The 15,418-nt window shown below is 52.3% G+C and carries 10 protein-coding genes; 6 read left to right on the top strand and 4 right to left on the bottom strand.

Annotation, left to right across the window (positions count from 1 at the left end):
* Positions 1 to 28: 28 nt before the first annotated feature.
* Positions 29 to 967, bottom strand: coding sequence for a stalk domain-containing protein (locus EYB31_RS15430; protein ID WP_131014238.1), 939 nt, complete (start codon positions 965 to 967; stop codon positions 29 to 31).
* Between the two features lie 198 nt (positions 968 to 1,165).
* On the opposite strand from EYB31_RS15430, the gene EYB31_RS15425 reads away from it, so the two are divergent.
* The 5 genes from EYB31_RS15425 to EYB31_RS15405 all read left to right on the top strand — a co-directional run bounded on the left by EYB31_RS15425 (position 1,166) and on the right by EYB31_RS15405 (position 6,251).
* On the top strand, positions 1,166 to 2,005 hold the full coding sequence (locus EYB31_RS15425; protein ID WP_131014237.1) for an ABC transporter ATP-binding protein: 840 nt from the start codon (positions 1,166 to 1,168) through the stop codon (positions 2,003 to 2,005).
* The gene (locus EYB31_RS15420) at positions 1,938 to 2,702 is read left to right on the top strand and encodes an ABC transporter permease (RefSeq protein WP_240762451.1); all 765 of its coding nucleotides are present in this window, start codon (positions 1,938 to 1,940) and stop codon (positions 2,700 to 2,702) included. The genes EYB31_RS15425 and EYB31_RS15420 overlap by 68 nt, the downstream gene beginning before the upstream one ends.
* Before the next feature lie 133 nt (positions 2,703 to 2,835).
* Positions 2,836 to 3,903 carry an ABC transporter substrate-binding protein gene (locus EYB31_RS15415; RefSeq protein ID WP_131014236.1) on the top strand — a complete coding sequence of 356 codons (1,068 nt, stop codon included), beginning with the start codon at positions 2,836 to 2,838 and terminating at the stop codon, positions 3,901 to 3,903.
* A gap of 261 nt (positions 3,904 to 4,164) precedes the next feature.
* A complete protein-coding gene (locus EYB31_RS15410) occupies positions 4,165 to 5,367 on the top strand; it encodes an enolase C-terminal domain-like protein (RefSeq protein ID WP_131014346.1) in 1,203 nt (400 codons plus the stop codon).
* A 47-nt stretch (positions 5,368 to 5,414) separates the two neighbouring features.
* Positions 5,415 to 6,251: an NAD-dependent epimerase/dehydratase family protein gene (locus tag EYB31_RS15405; RefSeq protein WP_165452440.1), complete on the top strand. Its 837-nt coding sequence runs from the start codon at positions 5,415 to 5,417 to the stop codon at positions 6,249 to 6,251.
* Positions 6,252 to 6,483: 232 nt separating this feature from the next.
* Here the strand turns inward: EYB31_RS15405 and EYB31_RS15400 are convergent, their stop codons facing one another.
* Together EYB31_RS15400 and EYB31_RS41535 are read right to left on the bottom strand one after the other, a co-directional pair.
* A complete protein-coding gene (locus EYB31_RS15400; protein ID WP_131014234.1) occupies positions 6,484 to 10,200 on the bottom strand; it encodes a PKD domain-containing protein in 3,717 nt (1,238 codons plus the stop codon).
* Between the two features lie 676 nt (positions 10,201 to 10,876).
* Positions 10,877 to 11,173: a winged helix-turn-helix transcriptional regulator gene (locus EYB31_RS41535; protein WP_131014233.1), complete on the bottom strand. Its 297-nt coding sequence runs from the start codon at positions 11,171 to 11,173 to the stop codon at positions 10,877 to 10,879.
* Between the two features lie 112 nt (positions 11,174 to 11,285).
* Here EYB31_RS41535 and EYB31_RS15390 point away from each other — a divergent pair, with 112 nt between their 5' ends.
* A complete protein-coding gene (locus EYB31_RS15390; RefSeq protein WP_131014232.1) occupies positions 11,286 to 11,759 on the top strand; it encodes an SRPBCC family protein in 474 nt (157 codons plus the stop codon).
* Positions 11,760 to 12,903: 1,144 nt separating this feature from the next.
* Here the strand turns inward: EYB31_RS15390 and EYB31_RS15385 are convergent.
* Complete coding sequence (locus tag EYB31_RS15385) at positions 12,904 to 15,216, bottom strand: DUF4962 domain-containing protein (protein WP_131014231.1); 2,313 nt, start codon at positions 15,214 to 15,216, stop codon at positions 12,904 to 12,906.
* Positions 15,217 to 15,418: the final 202 nt, after the last annotated feature.

The raw sequence follows: 15,418 nt of genomic DNA, 5'->3' as shown, positions 1-15,418 counted from the left end.
GGTCTATTTTAAGCGCATTACGCCGGTTTTATGGCGTCGTCGTTGCATCCTGCGGGTTGTTTTTCTTGCGTTCGCGATCGTCGAGCTCGGATTGCAGATCAAGCTGGTTATCCGAGTTGATCGTATAAAAATCTTCGTTATAGCCCTTATAAATGCGCAGCCGTGTGGTCATCAACCGGTTATTGACGTATTTGCCGTCGGTCAGCTGGGCGTTCTGCCAGAACATATATTGATATATGTTCGTGTCGGACGTTGTGTCGACAATGATCGGTTTGGTCGATAAAGTGACGGTTGTCGTGCGGATGCTGCTCGTATCCTTGATATATTTTTGGATGGCTTCGATTTTCTCGTTGTCCACTTCTCCCGCAACGATATAGTTGTAACTGTTGCGCGGCCTGTTGTACGAAACCGTCGGCGCCTGGCGCCATTTCTTTTTCAGCTCGGATTCGCTGACATACAGCTGCTGGGTCAATTTTTCCTTCACAAATGTCAGGCCGGTCACGTCGATGCCCATTCGCTTCACATCCGACAATCTCCAATATTTGTTGGAATCGCGTATCGCCGTGTCGTTGCCGATAATCAGCGCCGGATACTCCGAGCCCAAATAGACATAAATATTAGAGAGAGGGTCTCTCATTTTGATTTCCTGATAGTCGATGTTCGGATCCTGGACAGGTTGTTCCTTATATAAACGGCTGTTGATATAAATCGTTTTCGTATCGTCTTTAAACGTAATATTGGCGCCGAGCAGATTGCCCAGCTCTTTGACTGGCAGATAGCTGGAGCCTTCATATACCAGCGGGTCGTTCTCCATCTTGATTGGCTTGCCGTCGAGCACGACGTTAAAGTCCGGACGCAAATACGCCTCAACCCTCTTGAGCACATCCTCTGCATACGCCCCTGCGGTAAAAACCGAGGCCAACAGCGCGCCGAAACCTAAAATACGGCCGATTTGCTTCACTTTCATGTTATTCTCCTATCCTTAAATATTGAAATAAATAAGTGCATCTGTACCCATTTTACCATGATACGCCATTTTTCGCATGTTGTCCTGTGCCTGGAGGACGAATTCATTCGTAAAAAATAGATTGACTTTGTCACTAATTCCGATAAAATAAGTTGGTAATAACCCGTGAATGGCATCCAAGGAGTGATAGTTTCGCATATGATAGAAATCGCAAATGTCTCGAAAACGTTCCATCAACGCACAGGCGGTTCGTTTACCGCTCTTGATAACGTATCGCTGACGATCCAAAAAGGGGAGTTTGTTTCATTGCTCGGTCCGTCGGGCTGCGGCAAGTCGACTTTACTTAATCTCGTAGCCGGACTTGAAACGGCGGAATCCGGCAACATCCATGTCAACGGAAAAGCTTGTACCGGCCCAGGCCCCGACCGTGTCGTCGTTTTTCAGGAGCACGCCTTGTTTCCATGGCTGACGGTTCTGGACAACGTGGCCTTTGGGCTTAAGCAAAAAGGCGTCGGCAAAAAAGAACGCGAAGCGCTGGCCATGGAGCAGATCAAATCGGTGCACTTAAGCAAATTCGCCGACCGGTATCCCCACGAGTTGTCGGGCGGCATGAAGCAGCGGGCCGCTATTGCCCGAGCGCTGGCCATGGACCCGGAAATCCTGCTGATGGACGAGCCGTTCGCCGCGCTGGACGAACAAACCCGGCTTGTGCTTCATAAAGAACTCGAAGAAATATGGCTGCGCACCCGCAAAACGATACTGTTCATTACACATAATATCCGCGAAGCCGTTATATTGTCCGACCGCGTGCTGGTCATGTCAACCCGGCCGGGCAAAATCAAGAAAGAATTTCTTGTACAAGCCGCCCGCCCCCGGGACATATCCGACTCCGTGCTGCACCATGTCGAAAGCAGCATCATGGAAGTGCTCGCCGATGAGCTGGAAAAAGTCGTAAAGGAGGAGACTGGCGATGAGTACAGCATTAAGAAGAAGTCTATTTCTGATCCTGCTGCTGATAGCGTGGGAGGCGGGATATAGAATATTCGACTGGGGTTGGAAGTTCCCTTCGGTATTTCAAGTGCTGCAAGCCTTTTACGACGGATTTGTCCACGGCAAGCTGCTGGAAGCCACCTTCGAGAGCGTAAGAAGGCTGCTCACCTCGTTTGTGATATCCATAGCCGTAGGCGTCACACTGGGCTTTCTGTTCGCACGATACCGGATTGTCGACGATACGATCGGCTTCCTGGTTGTCGCGCTGCAGACGATCCCTTCGATCGCCTGGCTGCCCTTCTCGATCATTTGGTTTGGCATGAACGACTTTTCGGTCATTTTCATCACTACGCTGGGAGCAACCTGGACCATGGCCATGTCGAGCCGCACCGGCATCAAAAACATTCCGACTTTGTACATTAAAGCGGCGCAGACGATGGGCACCGGGAACGGGTTTAAAATGTTTTACCAAGTCATGGTCCCCGCGGCGTTTCCACATATGATGACCGGTGTGCGGGTTGCGTGGGCGTTTGCCTGGCGCGCGCTTGTCGCCGGCGAGCTGATCGCCAAAGGCGTCGGCCTCGGACAATTGCTGCAGGACGGCCGCAATTTGGCAGACACCGCACTGATGCTTTGTATCGTCATCATTATTGCTGTACTGGGCACCCTTTCCGACCATTTCTGCTTTAAGCGGATGGAAGATAAGATTTTGCTCCGTTACGGCTTAGCTTCTTCGAAGAAATAAGGCTGACTCAGCTTACGTTATACGGGCTGTTCGCTGCACTACAGGTTGCTTGTGGTATGGAATGGGCATAGCCAACCAATCTTGCCGATTCCGTACCGTAAAATATAAATATATTAAAAAGGTGGAGAAAAACATGAAAAAACGTTGGACATTTAGCGTTGCCCTGCTGCTGATTACAGCCCTGGTGCTGGCAGCTTGCGGGAGCAAACAAGAGCAAACCCCTGCGGCATCGGGAGGCGCGTCTTCCGGCAAACCGGCTTCTTCCTTATCAACCGTAAGACTCGGTATTTTCAAAAACGTCACTCATGCGCCCGGTTATGTGGCGATCGAAAACAAATACTTCCAAAAATATTGGGGCGACAACGTTAAAATCGAAATCACCGCTTTCGATAACGGCTCCGATTTCTCAACGGCGCTGGCAACGGATCAAATCGACCTGGGTTTTGTAGGCCCCGGCCCTTCTACCAACCAATTTCTGAAAAGCAAAAACTTCCGTGTCGTCTCCGGATCCAACAACGGCGGCGCCGTATTGGTAGCCGCTAAAGATTCCGGCATCACCAATGTGAAGGATCTTGTCGGCAAAACGGTAGCGATCCCGACCAAGGGCAGCACGAACGAAATTTCGCTGCGCCTGCTGCTACAGCAAAACAACATCAAAGTAACCACCGATAAATCCGGCGCCAACATCATCGCCCGCGCCCCGGCCGACACGCTGATCGCTATGCGCCAAAAAGAAATCGACGCCACACTGATTCCCGAACCTTGGGGAACGCAAATGGAGCAAGAAGGCATCGGCAAAATTATCGTAGACTGGGATAAAGTGCCGCCGAACAACGGCAATTATCCGCTGACCATTCTTGTCGCCAGCGACAAGCTGCTGAAAGACCACCGCGATATCGTGAAAGGCGCCATTCAAGCAAACATCGACGGCATCGATTTTATTAAGAAAAATCCGGACAAAGCTTACGAGCTGATCAACAACCAGTTGAAGGCGCTGAGCGGCAAAGGAATGGACATTCCGCTGATCAAAGCGGCGATTTCCCACTTGAACTTGACCTCCGACGTCAGCAAGGAAGCGATCGAAGAAATGGCCAGAGTATCAATTGACGCAGGTTACATTAAAGATGTGAAAAAAGAAGAGCTTGACCTCAGCAAATTCCTTGATTTGAGCTTGCTGGACGAAGTTAAGAAAAGCAAATAAGCCATAAGGCATAAGACGGACTTTCGAGAGTCCGTCTTATTTTTTTGCGTATTTTAGCTTCCCGCTCCTTAGCCGAGCCTTTCCGCGAATGATTCAGATCGGTAGGCCGTAGCTTGTAGAGTTGGCGCTTCAAGCGCCGGGGAAGCCGAATATCGCCGTTTCTGCCGTTTCTCCGGCAGGAACATGCTGCCGGCATGTGGTATTTTAGGGGTAGCCAACTACGAAAGCGCATCCAATCCATCTTAAGGAGTGAATGGAGACATGCCTGCGGTTACGATCCGGGATGTAAAAACAATTTTGACGGCTCCGCAAAACATCAATCTGGTTGTCGTAAAAATCGAAACGTCGGAGCCCGGTTTGTACGGTCTCGGCTGCGCAACCTTTACCCAGCGTTACCTCGCCGTCGCCACAGCCATCGAAGAGTATTTGAAGCCGTTTCTGATCGGCAAGGATGTATCGCGCATCGAGGATATATGGCAGTCGGCCATGGTAAGTTCGTATTGGCGTAACGGGCCGGTGCTGAACAATGCGCTTTCTGGCATCGACATGGCCTTGTGGGACATTAAAGGCAAACAGGCGAATATGCCGCTCTACCAGCTGTTCGGAGGCAAATGCCGGGATGCCGCGGCGGTCTACACGCATGCCGACGGACGCGACCTGCATGAGCTGGAGGAGCGCGTTGCGGCTTTTCAAGAGATGGGCTACCGCTATATCCGGTGTCAGATGGGCGGTTACGGCGGCAAAAACCACAAGCTCCACTCCCCGGATTATGTTCCGCCCGGCGCCTATTTTGATCCCCAGGTGTATGTGCGCAGCGTCCCTGCGATTTTTGAACATATCCGCGGGAAATTCGGCTATGATCTGGAACTGCTGCACGATGTGCACGAGCGGCTTGCCCCGATTGAAGCGGTGCGGCTTGCCAAGCAATTGGAGCCTTATCGGCTGTTTTTTCTCGAGGATGCGCTGCCTCCCGAGCAGCTTGACTGGTTCCGCATGATACGCAGCCAATGCACGACGCCGCTTGCTATGGGGGAACTGTTCGTTCACCCCATGGAATGGACTCCGCTTATCGCCGAGCGGCTCATCGATTACATCCGCGTACATATCAGCGCCATAGGCGGCATTACGCCGGCGCGCAAGCTCGCCGTGCTGTGCGAAGCGTTTGGCGTGCGAACGGCATGGCACGGTCCGGGAGACGTCTCTCCCGTCGGTCACGCAGCCAACGTGCACTTGGACGTGAGCTCGCACAATTTTGGCATACAGGAATGGTCGCATGTCAGCGACCAGCTGCTTACCGTATTTCCCGGCACACCGGAAGTCCGCGGCGGTTATGTGTACATCAGCGATGCTCCCGGGCTGGGCGTCGATATTGACGAACAAGCGGCAGCGCGATTCCCATGCGTCAATAAACTGCCGGAATGGACGCTTGCCCGCACGCCGGATGGAACTTCCGTCCGCCCGTAATTCAGCATATATGCAACAAAACATCCGATTGCGAGGAGAGGTGCGATATGAAGGTGGCCGTAACCGGAGCCGGCGGTATGGTCGGAAGGTTCGTAATCCGCGAGCTGCTTGAGCAGGGCTATGAGGTCAGAGCCGTTACACTGGAACCGTGGGCGGATTGTCCGGTCGAGCAAAAACAAGCGGATATGCTCAATTACGAGCAGGTGTTAGACAGTTTCGCAGGGTGCGGCGCGGTCATCCATCTGGCCGCTTTCCCAAGTCCTGTCGGCCGTCCGGAAACGACGGTGTTTCACAACAATGTGATGGGGTTATATCACATGCTGCTCGCCGCTGGCGAAACCGGCATCGCCAGGGTGGCGATCGCATCCAGCGATTGCGCTTATGGTGTGACATACAGCTTTCAGGAAACCCGCCCCGTTTATTTTCCGGTTGACGAACGCCACCCTGCCGCTCCGGACAACTGCTACGGCTTATCCAAGCAAGTGGGAGAGCAGGTGGCCGGGAGCTTGGCTAAACGCTTCGGCATGAAAGTATCTTCACTGCGCATTACCTATGTCGTCGACCCGCAAAAATACGATGCTCCGTCGTTTATCCAATCAACGGAGCAGCCTGATCGAGAGCCTTGGAATTTATGGTCCTACTTGGACGGGCGCGATTGCGCGCGGGCCTTCCGTATGGCAATTGAAGCGACGTTTGACGGCCACGAGGTGTTTAATATCGCCGCTGCGGACCATCGCTGCGTGCAGCCGACCGAAGAGCTGTTATCGCGTTATTATCCGGAGATCAAGCTGACCCGGGCTCCTTCCGGTCACGAGAGCTTGCTGGATTGCTCCAAAGCGAAGCGCATGCTGGGATTTGCCCCGCAGTACAGCTGGAGACGCTGATCTATTGCGACGTATTGAATTCCTGCAATCCGCAGGCCTATCTAATAAAAGGAATTCAAAACAAGCTGTCTGAAGCGGCAAAATAATCCCTTTCGGAAAGCAACGGGCTTCCAAGTCATTTGTTCAATTTATATAGCGAAAAAACGAACTGCACCCCGGCGGCTGGAGATGATCCAACCGGTTGGAGGTGCAGTTCGTTTACATGAACCGGTATTAAAAGGTTGTTCAGCAATTATTGCGGCGGCGCTACCGGATAATCCTGCTCGATTTTCGGGATAATCGTGCTTTGCACCTTCGTATGGGTCGTGCCGTCCGTCGTGAGCAGCACGCGGTCCCAATCGGCCCCGCCCTTGCGGGAGTATACCCGCAGCACGTGGGTCCCTTCATTTAACGCAAATTGCGTATTGTCGAACGCCCGCTTCCAGTCCGCGTCCTTCAGCGTAACACGCTTCAGATCCGAATTGTCGAATTGAATGAATACGGAGCCATTGGAGGCCGACGAACCTGTCGAAAACAAGTGTACTTGGTAAGAATCGGCATGTTTCACTTTAAACTCGTATTCAACATAGGCGGTGCCGTTCGGAATTTTGTCCGGAGGCAGTACGTCCTTATATGCCGGGTCCAGCACTTTTGCGCTTGTGACATCGGGTACATTCAGGCCGACTTTCACGTATTTCCCGCCGGACACATCCGGCTTGTCGACAATGGCGATTTCGCCGTCCTGACTGGAATTGTAGGTGATGTCCTCCGCTTCGAACAAAACATATACATTTTCGTCGTCGGCATTTTTAAGATCCACATTAAAATATCCGTAAGGACTGCCCGATTGAACGATCGTTGAAGTTTTGTGCTGCAAACCAAGGGTATCCGTCACGGTCAGCGTTACGGTAAAGGAACCTACCTTTTCAAACGTATGCTCTACCCTGCTTTGATCCTCTCCCGCTACCTCCGGCGTACCGTCTCCGAAATTCCAGCTGTAAGAGGCAATACGGTCCCCCAGCTTCCGATCCGGATCGTAGGATTCGCCTGCGTCAAACGTGATCTTCAGCGGCGGCCGCCCTCCGGCCGAATCCGCCTTGAGCATGGCAACCGGAGCTTGGTTGGGATCTTTGTTTTCGATCAACGCCGTTTTTGTATCCGTACGACCCTTATCGTCGGTCACCTTTAAGTTAACCAAGAAGGTGCCAAAACGGTTAAACTGTTTAACCGGCGCGCTCTGTGATGAGAAAGTGCCGTCCCCAAAGCTCCATTCGTACTTCAAGTTGTTTCCTTTGCTCGAAAACGCATCAAATTTCACCGTACGCGCCCCTGTACCCCGCTCTCCATACTCGCTGGCATGGTCCACGGTAAATTCGGCGCTTGGCGCTCCGGCCGAATCCGGCGATGATTTGCCGGATACCGCGATCCGGTAAGTCTCCGACTTGAGCGGTAAGCTGACCGTTTGGCCGTCTACCCGCGCTCCCGCTACCTTTTCGCCGTTAACGGTCACGCTCTCCGCTTGAATCCCTACCGGCAAATTCACAGTCGCCGTTGCGTCCTGCGGCGCATCGGAAACTGTAAGCAGCCATTCCTTTTCGTTTAGAGCAAGAACGGCGGTGACCGGTACGTTTGCTTCCAGCCGCTTTACGCCGTTAATCCACAGCTGCCGGCCTTCACGCATCATCATGCCGCTAGGGACGCCGGATTGTTCACGTATCCAGGCAAATGTTCCGTCTGTCGTCAGATGGCCCGCCGTAGCAGACTGGCCGGAATTCATCTGCAGCAAATACGTGTCCTGGCTGTCCTCCATCCCCACTCTGGCCGCCGTAACCTCCGCCGTGCTTAAATCTTGAACGGCAGGCGCTTTCTCGTTAAGCCCTTGCGGGACTAGCACGGTCAAATATTGGATTTTATCGGCGTTCTGAGCCGCTTGGATATACGATTCGTTAATATCCTCCTTAAAGAGGCTGACGATGCCGCTTTTGGCTTCTACTTTTTGCGAAGACGGAAAAATGTAGGCTTCCATCTTGGCTTCGGCCAGTCCGTAATAAGGAATCGTGTTTTCCGTTCCTGGTTTTGGCTTTTCGGTCAGCTCCGGCGTGGCCTGCTTGGTGATCGCCCAGCGGGCGTGTGCCCCTTCGGCATGAAGTTCCCCTAGACTATGCAGGTTCATCGTCCAATCGGCGGCCCCGATCCGTGAAGATGTCTGGTCGGCAACAACAAAATATTGTTGGCCGGGAAAAGCGACCGCCCGCTTGTGCGTGCCCATCACCGAACGGTCGTCGGCGTAGAAGTCGCCTTCCTTTTGCGCAAAATCAAACCGGTCGGTATCGATTTCATAAGCCGATCGCACCGGCATGTACGGATCGGTTTCATTGCGGGTGCTGCGGCCGTTCATCGTAATCAAGTTGTGCGCCTGCGGCGTTTTCAGCCACGAATTAAAGGCGCTGTACTGACCGTAACCGGTATCCGTGGCAAACAGCGCATTTTTGCCCCAGATGTTAAAATGCAGCTGATCTTGATGCTGGTGATTGTCCGATTCCGGCGTCCCGTTAAACATCAGCCAAAGCGTTTTATCGCCTTGGGGCTCCATTGGAGAACTCCACTGGTTGCCCAGAACGGCATTCCCGCCAAATGGCTGCCCTGTCTTGGGATTAACACCTCCGTTCATAAACGTCGTCCGCGATACGGTCGGCGGTTTGGCGGCAATCGTCGCATCATAGGTCAAATATTCGTCAATGCCGATCTGATATTGCGAAGTAGCCCCGGTATAATCGGGCAAATATACTTGCGTGTTCGCATAACTCCACTGCAGCACCTCCGACAGCTTCAGCCCTTGTCCATACTGGGGCGCATCGGTGTTTTTATATAACCCGGCCGCCATATGGGTGGCGTACGGCTTGACGTAACTTTCTTCCGTATTCGGCAGCCAGCCGTTGCCCATGCGTGTTTTGACCGCCCATTCGAACACCGGCTGCATGTTGCGGATCAGCGTGTCCGGCGCAATATCGGCCGGCGCCTGATCGCCGGTAACATGTTTGTAATTCCATAAAAAAGGGATCAGATTGACAAGCGTAAACTGCCCGTAATGCGCGCCCTCCCGGGAAATGCCGTCCGAGCTGAATTGGAAATCGAACACATTGTATGTACGTTCGATGGCGATGTTCAACCAGTACTGCGCTTCCGGCTCATCCGCCAAAGTCAATGCCACCGTACCGAGGCCAAGCGCCGGCTTGGAGCGGTGATTATGCGGGCGCGGCGGCTGCGGCGTCATCAGCCAGTCGGCTATGAATTGCGCTTCTTTTTTCAAACGGGCACGCGCCTCCTGGCGTTCTTGTAACGACAAGTCGTTGAACAGCCAGTCATAAGCCGAAGCATAATCTTGCAAATAGGTCGCCCAGTAGATGTCACCGTCGTCCTTAGTCCTCTCCTCCACCGTACCGGTGTACATATGTATAAGCGCCGCTTTCGCTTGATCCAGCGCTTGCTTCTTGATGTCGACGCTGACCGCTGTATCGTCTTTGATCATCATATAATAAAAAGCAAGCAGCTTCGCTCCACGCGAACGGTCGTTTTCATGAAGCTGCGGGTCGGCGTAGTCGTAGCCTAAGTAGGTGTTGTTGACATCGGCCTCCATTTTCGCCCACAGCTGCTCGTAATAAGAGCCTTTCATCAGCCTGCGCGCCTGGTAGTCCGGCAATTCCTTATCGGTAAACCACAAGCTTGGATGCACCTCCTGTGCGGGTAACGCAGCTAGTTTCAGCTTTTTGTCCTGCAGCTTGCGAATCAGGCCGTCCATCTTTTTGTCTTCGTCCGATGTTTTGGACTCCGGCGGAATCAGCTTCGGATCGATGATGTGCAACCCGCTGTACGACGTGTAATCGTAAGCGCTTGCAATTTGCGGTGCGGCTAAAGCAAGGCAGACCATCAGGCCAAGCGATGCCGGGCGGTTCCATTTTTTTCGTTTCATCCCATACCTCCTGTAAAGCGAATGGTTAACAATCAACGAGCTACCCCTATTATACTTCCGTCCGATTTTGCCGGGGGCAGGTTATTTTTATGTAGGGTTGTGATTAATTTGGGGGAAATTGCCCCCTCAATCCCCCACGGGGGGACTCCAGGCGCTGCGCCCTGAACCCGCCGCCGGCGGAGCGAGTGTGTGCCCCGGGCACGCGCCTGTTGCTTATCGTTTTGCTGATGCAAAACTGATAAGCGCCGCGCTTTACTTTTGGCGGAGGGATGCGGGGTGCTACGGGGTGCTTCATCCTCGCGCATTCGGTGCGCCTTGCTTTTGCTTCGCTTAGCATTGGCGCACCTGCGCTTGCTGTAGTGTAATGAGGTAAGGCTCACCGCGCTATCTGTAACGGCAAGTTTTTGAAATAAAACAAGGACACTCACTAGAGTGCCCCCGGGCTAAAACCCGCTGTTTTCAGTTTTGTTTACCGACCGCTTCGAGACCGATATCGATACTTTCTCCGTATGCAGCTATTTTCATGGCTTAAGATCGTAGGAATTGCGATGCGATTTTTTTATGATGTAATATCGTCGAAATTTTGCAAAAGGCGCAGCTTCAGCCCTTTTTCGTTTGTTTTTAGTTCTTGCATGATCGGAATCGTCATATCGGTATTGAGGTTGTATTTCAGGCCTCAGTGCATAATGGCAAAAACGACCGGAAACAGGTCAAGCGCCTTTTGTGTTGGTCGGTACATGGTTTGTGAACGGTTTGTATCTCCTTCTATCTTGACGAGCAGGCTTGCTTCAACAAGTGATTGGAGCCGTGCGCTCAAAATATTAGTTGCGATGTGCTCGCGTGAAGCAAGAAACTCACGGTAATACCGCTTGTTATGGATAAGGACGTCACGAAGTATGACTAGGCTCCAGGGATCACCCCATATGTCGAGCGCATATACGATTGGACAAACTGTGGAAGGTCGCTTTTTCATGAGGCTGATTATACAATTCGTACTTGCATTTTGCAATCTTGTACTTGCATTTTAAAAGTACATAATTTATACTCGGTGTGTAGCCAACCATTAACGAGGGGAGATAATTTGCATGAATCAAAGTTACAGCACTTTTTTTAAGGTAGACCAAAGCCCCGAAGAAGTCTTCGCCGCTATCAATAACGTCCGCGGATGGTGGTCTGAGGAAATTGAGGGAACTACCGACGAACTCGGTGAATTTAAGTACCACCACCAAGACATTCACCGCTGCACTATCCAAATCACCGAGCTTGTTCCAGATAAAAAGGTCAGTTGGCACATTACAGACAACTACTTTAACTTCGTAGAGGACAAGAAGGAGTGGACGGATACCAACATTGTTTTTGAAATCGACAAAAAAGACGGCAAAACAGAAGTTCGCTTTACGCACGTAGGCCTCGTTCCCGCCTATGAGTGCTACTCCGTCTGTACGGACTCCTGGGGCATCTACATAAACGGCAGCCTTCGCGACTTGATCACCAAGGGTAAGGGCCAGCCCAACCAAAGCGAGCAAATTGCAAACAAACACGGCATAGCGAACTCTTAGAAACCCCATACCATAGCCCGCAGCTCGGCGCTTAGCAACCGAAGCTTTGCCAAGAGATTGCGCTGCTTCTTCTGAAAGCGTCGAGCAACGTATTAGCCATAGTCAACGCAGCCTTATGCGGGTTTCTCCCCAAAAATTTCGCCGTCACTTTGGGTAGGGTTCCCCTCTCAATCCCCCCACAGGAGAACTCCAAGAGCTGCGCCAATGTTGTCCGTTTAGCGATCAATGGCTGCTATTCAGACCGCGTACTGGCTGCATTAGCGCAATCATATCGGGCTTATGGAGTAAACCGGAACCATAACATGCTTGAACGCAGCAAATGAAGCGATTTCGATTCAACTTGATGAAAGTTGATCGTTGGTTGGCTGGCTGTAAAACGGACATCTTCGTTGCTATGGTAGGACTTATGCGTGCGAACATCATGCTCCAACGCTAACGGACCGGAGCGCCGTTATGTGGCAAAAAAAACAAGGTTTACATTTTTAACGGACAGGTGCGACTTTATTTGCCCAAAAAAGTCGGAGAAACCGCGATGGTAAACCAAATAAGAGCGCTGGTGTCCGTCCCATTGAGCAAACCTCAGATTTAGTTCACATAGCTGCGCCCATGTCCATTAGAGAGGGGGTTTCTCCAACGTCCGGGATGCACAATGCTTAAATGATGCCCAATGGGTGGGGGAACCACAATGAATCGACAGTCCCACTCAGTCCGTGATCCATCCGGATGGTTCTATGTCCGGAACGGGTCGCCGCCGCGCATAAAAGAAGCTTGATCATTCCTGTGACGATACTTTGATCCATCGGCTTCTTATCCTGACAACGGCGCTGCGCCCTGGACCCGCCGCCGGCTGAGCGAGTGTGTGCCGCGGGCCCGCGCCTGTTGCTTATCGTTTTGCTAGCGCAAAACCGATAAGCGCCGCGCTTTACTTTTGGCGTGGTGACGCGGGGAGCTGCGGTGTGCCTCGTCCTCGCGCATTTGGTCCGCCTTGCTTTCGCTTCGCTTAGCATTGGCGCACCTGCGCTCTACTTCGTGGGATGCTGACTTAAGATAAACGAAAATAACCCGACCGGATTAATGCCGGCGGGTTATTTCCTAAATCCATATGAGCTTACTCCGAACCCCTCAGCCTATTAGTACTATTCTTTCAATAAGCTTTTGGCACTTCGACCTTTTGGGTCAAGCCGTTCTCCGTAAAATAAATGTGTACGCCATGGTCCTGATCATCCATAAAATGCGACACATATTTGCTTTCGTCCTTGCGAATCGGCACAAGCAGCGTGGCGATCCGGTGGCTGCGGGCTTCGCGGGTGGCGGCGTTTAAGTGCCATTCGCGCGGCAAACCTTCGATTTCAACAGGATCGACGCCGGTGAACTCATCGGTTTGCGACAAGGTCAAGTCTCCGGAAGAGCTATAGACGAATCTGCCGTCGAGACCCGCTTTTTGGCCGCGCAGCTTGAAGGTTTGGCCGTCCAGCTTCATCCGGTTCGGGGTATGGAGCAGCCAATCGATTTTACCCGGCTGAGAAAGGTCGATCTGATCGACAATCACGATGTACGATTGATTGAAGAAATAAATTTCGCGCACATAACGGCTCAAGTAAGGCACGTGTTCTTGATACGCGGCTGTCGCGTTGCAGCGGGAATACGTATAAGCGTCATACGATGCGACTTGCTCGACGACACCTTTGGCCGCCATGTTGAGCACTTTGTTTGTACCGGCGTATTGCCCCAGACCGTCGATCAAAATATTGTTGGTCGAGCGTGTCGTCTTGCGCCAATTCATATGCATCGTGCTGCCAAAAGCGACGTAATGCCCGCTTTCGATGGCCAGCGGCTCGCCGAAGGCATGCAGCAGGAAGCCGTTTTGGTCGCCGTGGCTGTGGCTGATTGAGCCGTAAGGGCTGCTCTTGATCAGCAGCATAATATGATCCTCCGGCTTGTGCATATTGGCGTGAAACGCCACCCAGCCGATATCGCGGAACCACTTTACTTTTTCGATGTCCGATGGCTCCACTGCTTGAATGGCAGGGAAATCGTTGCGGTACATCATTTCGTCGAAACGGAAATCCCACCAGCCATAGTTATAGAACTTCATCTCCGAGTCGGTGTCGGTTTCTTTCACCCGCTCGTAGTACCATTGATGCCAGCCGTTTCCGGTTACCCCAGCGAACTGCCGCACGTTAAATCCGGTTTTTAAGCTGACCGGATCACCCAGCGTGGACTGGTCGCCAAAGCTGCAGCGAATCGTATCCGGGCTGAAGCAATACAGCGGGAAATCGGCGGTTTTTTTGAAAAATGGCCGCTCGTAAAAATTAATCGCCGTATATTTTTTCAGCAGGTTCATCGCTTCGGTGACAAAAGCCATCCCCGTCGTCCAGTACATCGGGCCTTCCGCCCAGCCGCCGTCGCTGCCGCCCCACGGAGAATATAAACCGGAGTAGTATTCCAATGTGTAATCAAGCCATTCCCGCGCCTTCGGCTCCTCGCCGAACATCGCGATACAGCAAGGAACAAGCACAGATGAAAGCGAACGCACCGCATGGCTGTCAAACGGGACCTGATGAATTTTCGATCTCTCGATGACATGGAAAGCGATCTGCTCGGTACGGCGCAGCAAGTTCGCCCGAACCTGCTCGCGTTCTTCGGCCGTCAACGTAGGATACAGCCAGTCGTAACCCCACGCCACAGCTCCCGCGATCCGGAAAGAAGCTTCGTCGTTATAATCCCGGGAAGTTGTGCCTTCCGTTTCCCAAGTCAGCACATGCAGCAGCCATGTTTTGGCCCGCTCCAGCAGCATCTCGTCCTGCAAAATAACGCCGGCCACACTCAGATGGCGTATCGCATACAACGTTTCCTGGCAATCGATGTACATCTGCCTCCACAGCTTGGCCACCCGTTTGTTGTTCGGATAACGCTGCGGTTCCGGCATGAGTTCCCGTTCAATCCACGGCTTGACGGAACGCTCGTAAAATGCGGACCAGCCGCTGCCCTCGGGATCTTCCTTTATTTTACTCCGGAACGTATCCAGCTCCGCAGCCTGCAGCCACAATCTGGGATGCTCCGCTTGGGCATGACGGTACCTCACTTCCCGGGAAAGAAGCGGCGTCTGCGGCAGATCCTCCGGCACCGTAAAGGAGCGCACCCCACTCCATCCGGTATATTCGTCTGCTCCTTGTTCCGTATCTTCGTTGGTTATTAAGGCATAACGCCAATAATGGGTGCCGGCAGGCAGCACATAATCCGGCGTATATAAATTGTAAGGGATCGGTCCGGCGGTTACCGTGTCGTCAGATGAAAAATCGGCGGTCGATGAAATTTGCAGCACATAACGGTCATTTTCCAGTTGTGCCGGCATCCATGTAAACCGGGGCGGATTTTCAAGCAGCTGCGTTGTTTCATTAGGTTCGTATTGTACCGTCAAAATGCCGCTTTGCGGTTCGTATAATGGCTTTTTCATAAAATGGCATCCTTTCTCTCCGAGGCCGCTGAAAAAGTGAACGCTGTATGAGCAAATCATACTTACGATCGCCAATTGTCCCCAAATTTCTTGAATTCACCTACTTGCAGCAGGTGAAATTCGGGGACAAAAGCGAACGCTGGCGCTTCTCCAGCATGATTTCGCTCACTCCGCTACTTTTTTGTGGCCTCTTTCTCTCCCT

Origin of the sequence: Paenibacillus thalictri (assembly GCF_004307995.1) — a bacterium.
GTDB classification, from domain to species: domain Bacteria; phylum Bacillota; class Bacilli; order Paenibacillales; family NBRC-103111; genus Paenibacillus_AF; species Paenibacillus_AF thalictri.
The sequence above is the reverse complement of the archived record's forward strand: the minus strand, read 5'-3'. Positions and strand labels throughout refer to the sequence as shown.

What these genes read in the sequence shown, in the direction of transcription:
- EYB31_RS15430 (WP_131014238.1), bottom strand. Translation starts at nt 967, where the DNA reads ATGAAAGTGAAGCAAATCGGCCGTATTTTAGGTTTCGGCGCGCTGTTG.
- EYB31_RS15425 (WP_131014237.1), top strand. Translation starts at nt 1,166, where the DNA reads ATGATAGAAATCGCAAATGTCTCGAAAACGTTCCATCAACGCACAGGC.
- EYB31_RS15420 (WP_240762451.1), top strand. Translation starts at nt 1,938, where the DNA reads ATGAGTACAGCATTAAGAAGAAGTCTATTTCTGATCCTGCTGCTGATA.
- EYB31_RS15415 (WP_131014236.1), top strand. Translation starts at nt 2,836, where the DNA reads ATGAAAAAACGTTGGACATTTAGCGTTGCCCTGCTGCTGATTACAGCC.
- EYB31_RS15410 (WP_131014346.1), top strand. Translation starts at nt 4,165, where the DNA reads ATGCCTGCGGTTACGATCCGGGATGTAAAAACAATTTTGACGGCTCCG.
- EYB31_RS15405 (WP_165452440.1), top strand. Translation starts at nt 5,415, where the DNA reads ATGAAGGTGGCCGTAACCGGAGCCGGCGGTATGGTCGGAAGGTTCGTA.
- EYB31_RS15400 (WP_131014234.1), bottom strand. Translation starts at nt 10,200, where the DNA reads ATGAAACGAAAAAAATGGAACCGCCCGGCATCGCTTGGCCTGATGGTC.
- EYB31_RS41535 (WP_131014233.1), bottom strand. Translation starts at nt 11,173, where the DNA reads ATGAAAAAGCGACCTTCCACAGTTTGTCCAATCGTATATGCGCTCGAC.
- EYB31_RS15390 (WP_131014232.1), top strand. Translation starts at nt 11,286, where the DNA reads ATGAATCAAAGTTACAGCACTTTTTTTAAGGTAGACCAAAGCCCCGAA.
- EYB31_RS15385 (WP_131014231.1), bottom strand. Translation starts at nt 15,216, where the DNA reads ATGAAAAAGCCATTATACGAACCGCAAAGCGGCATTTTGACGGTACAA.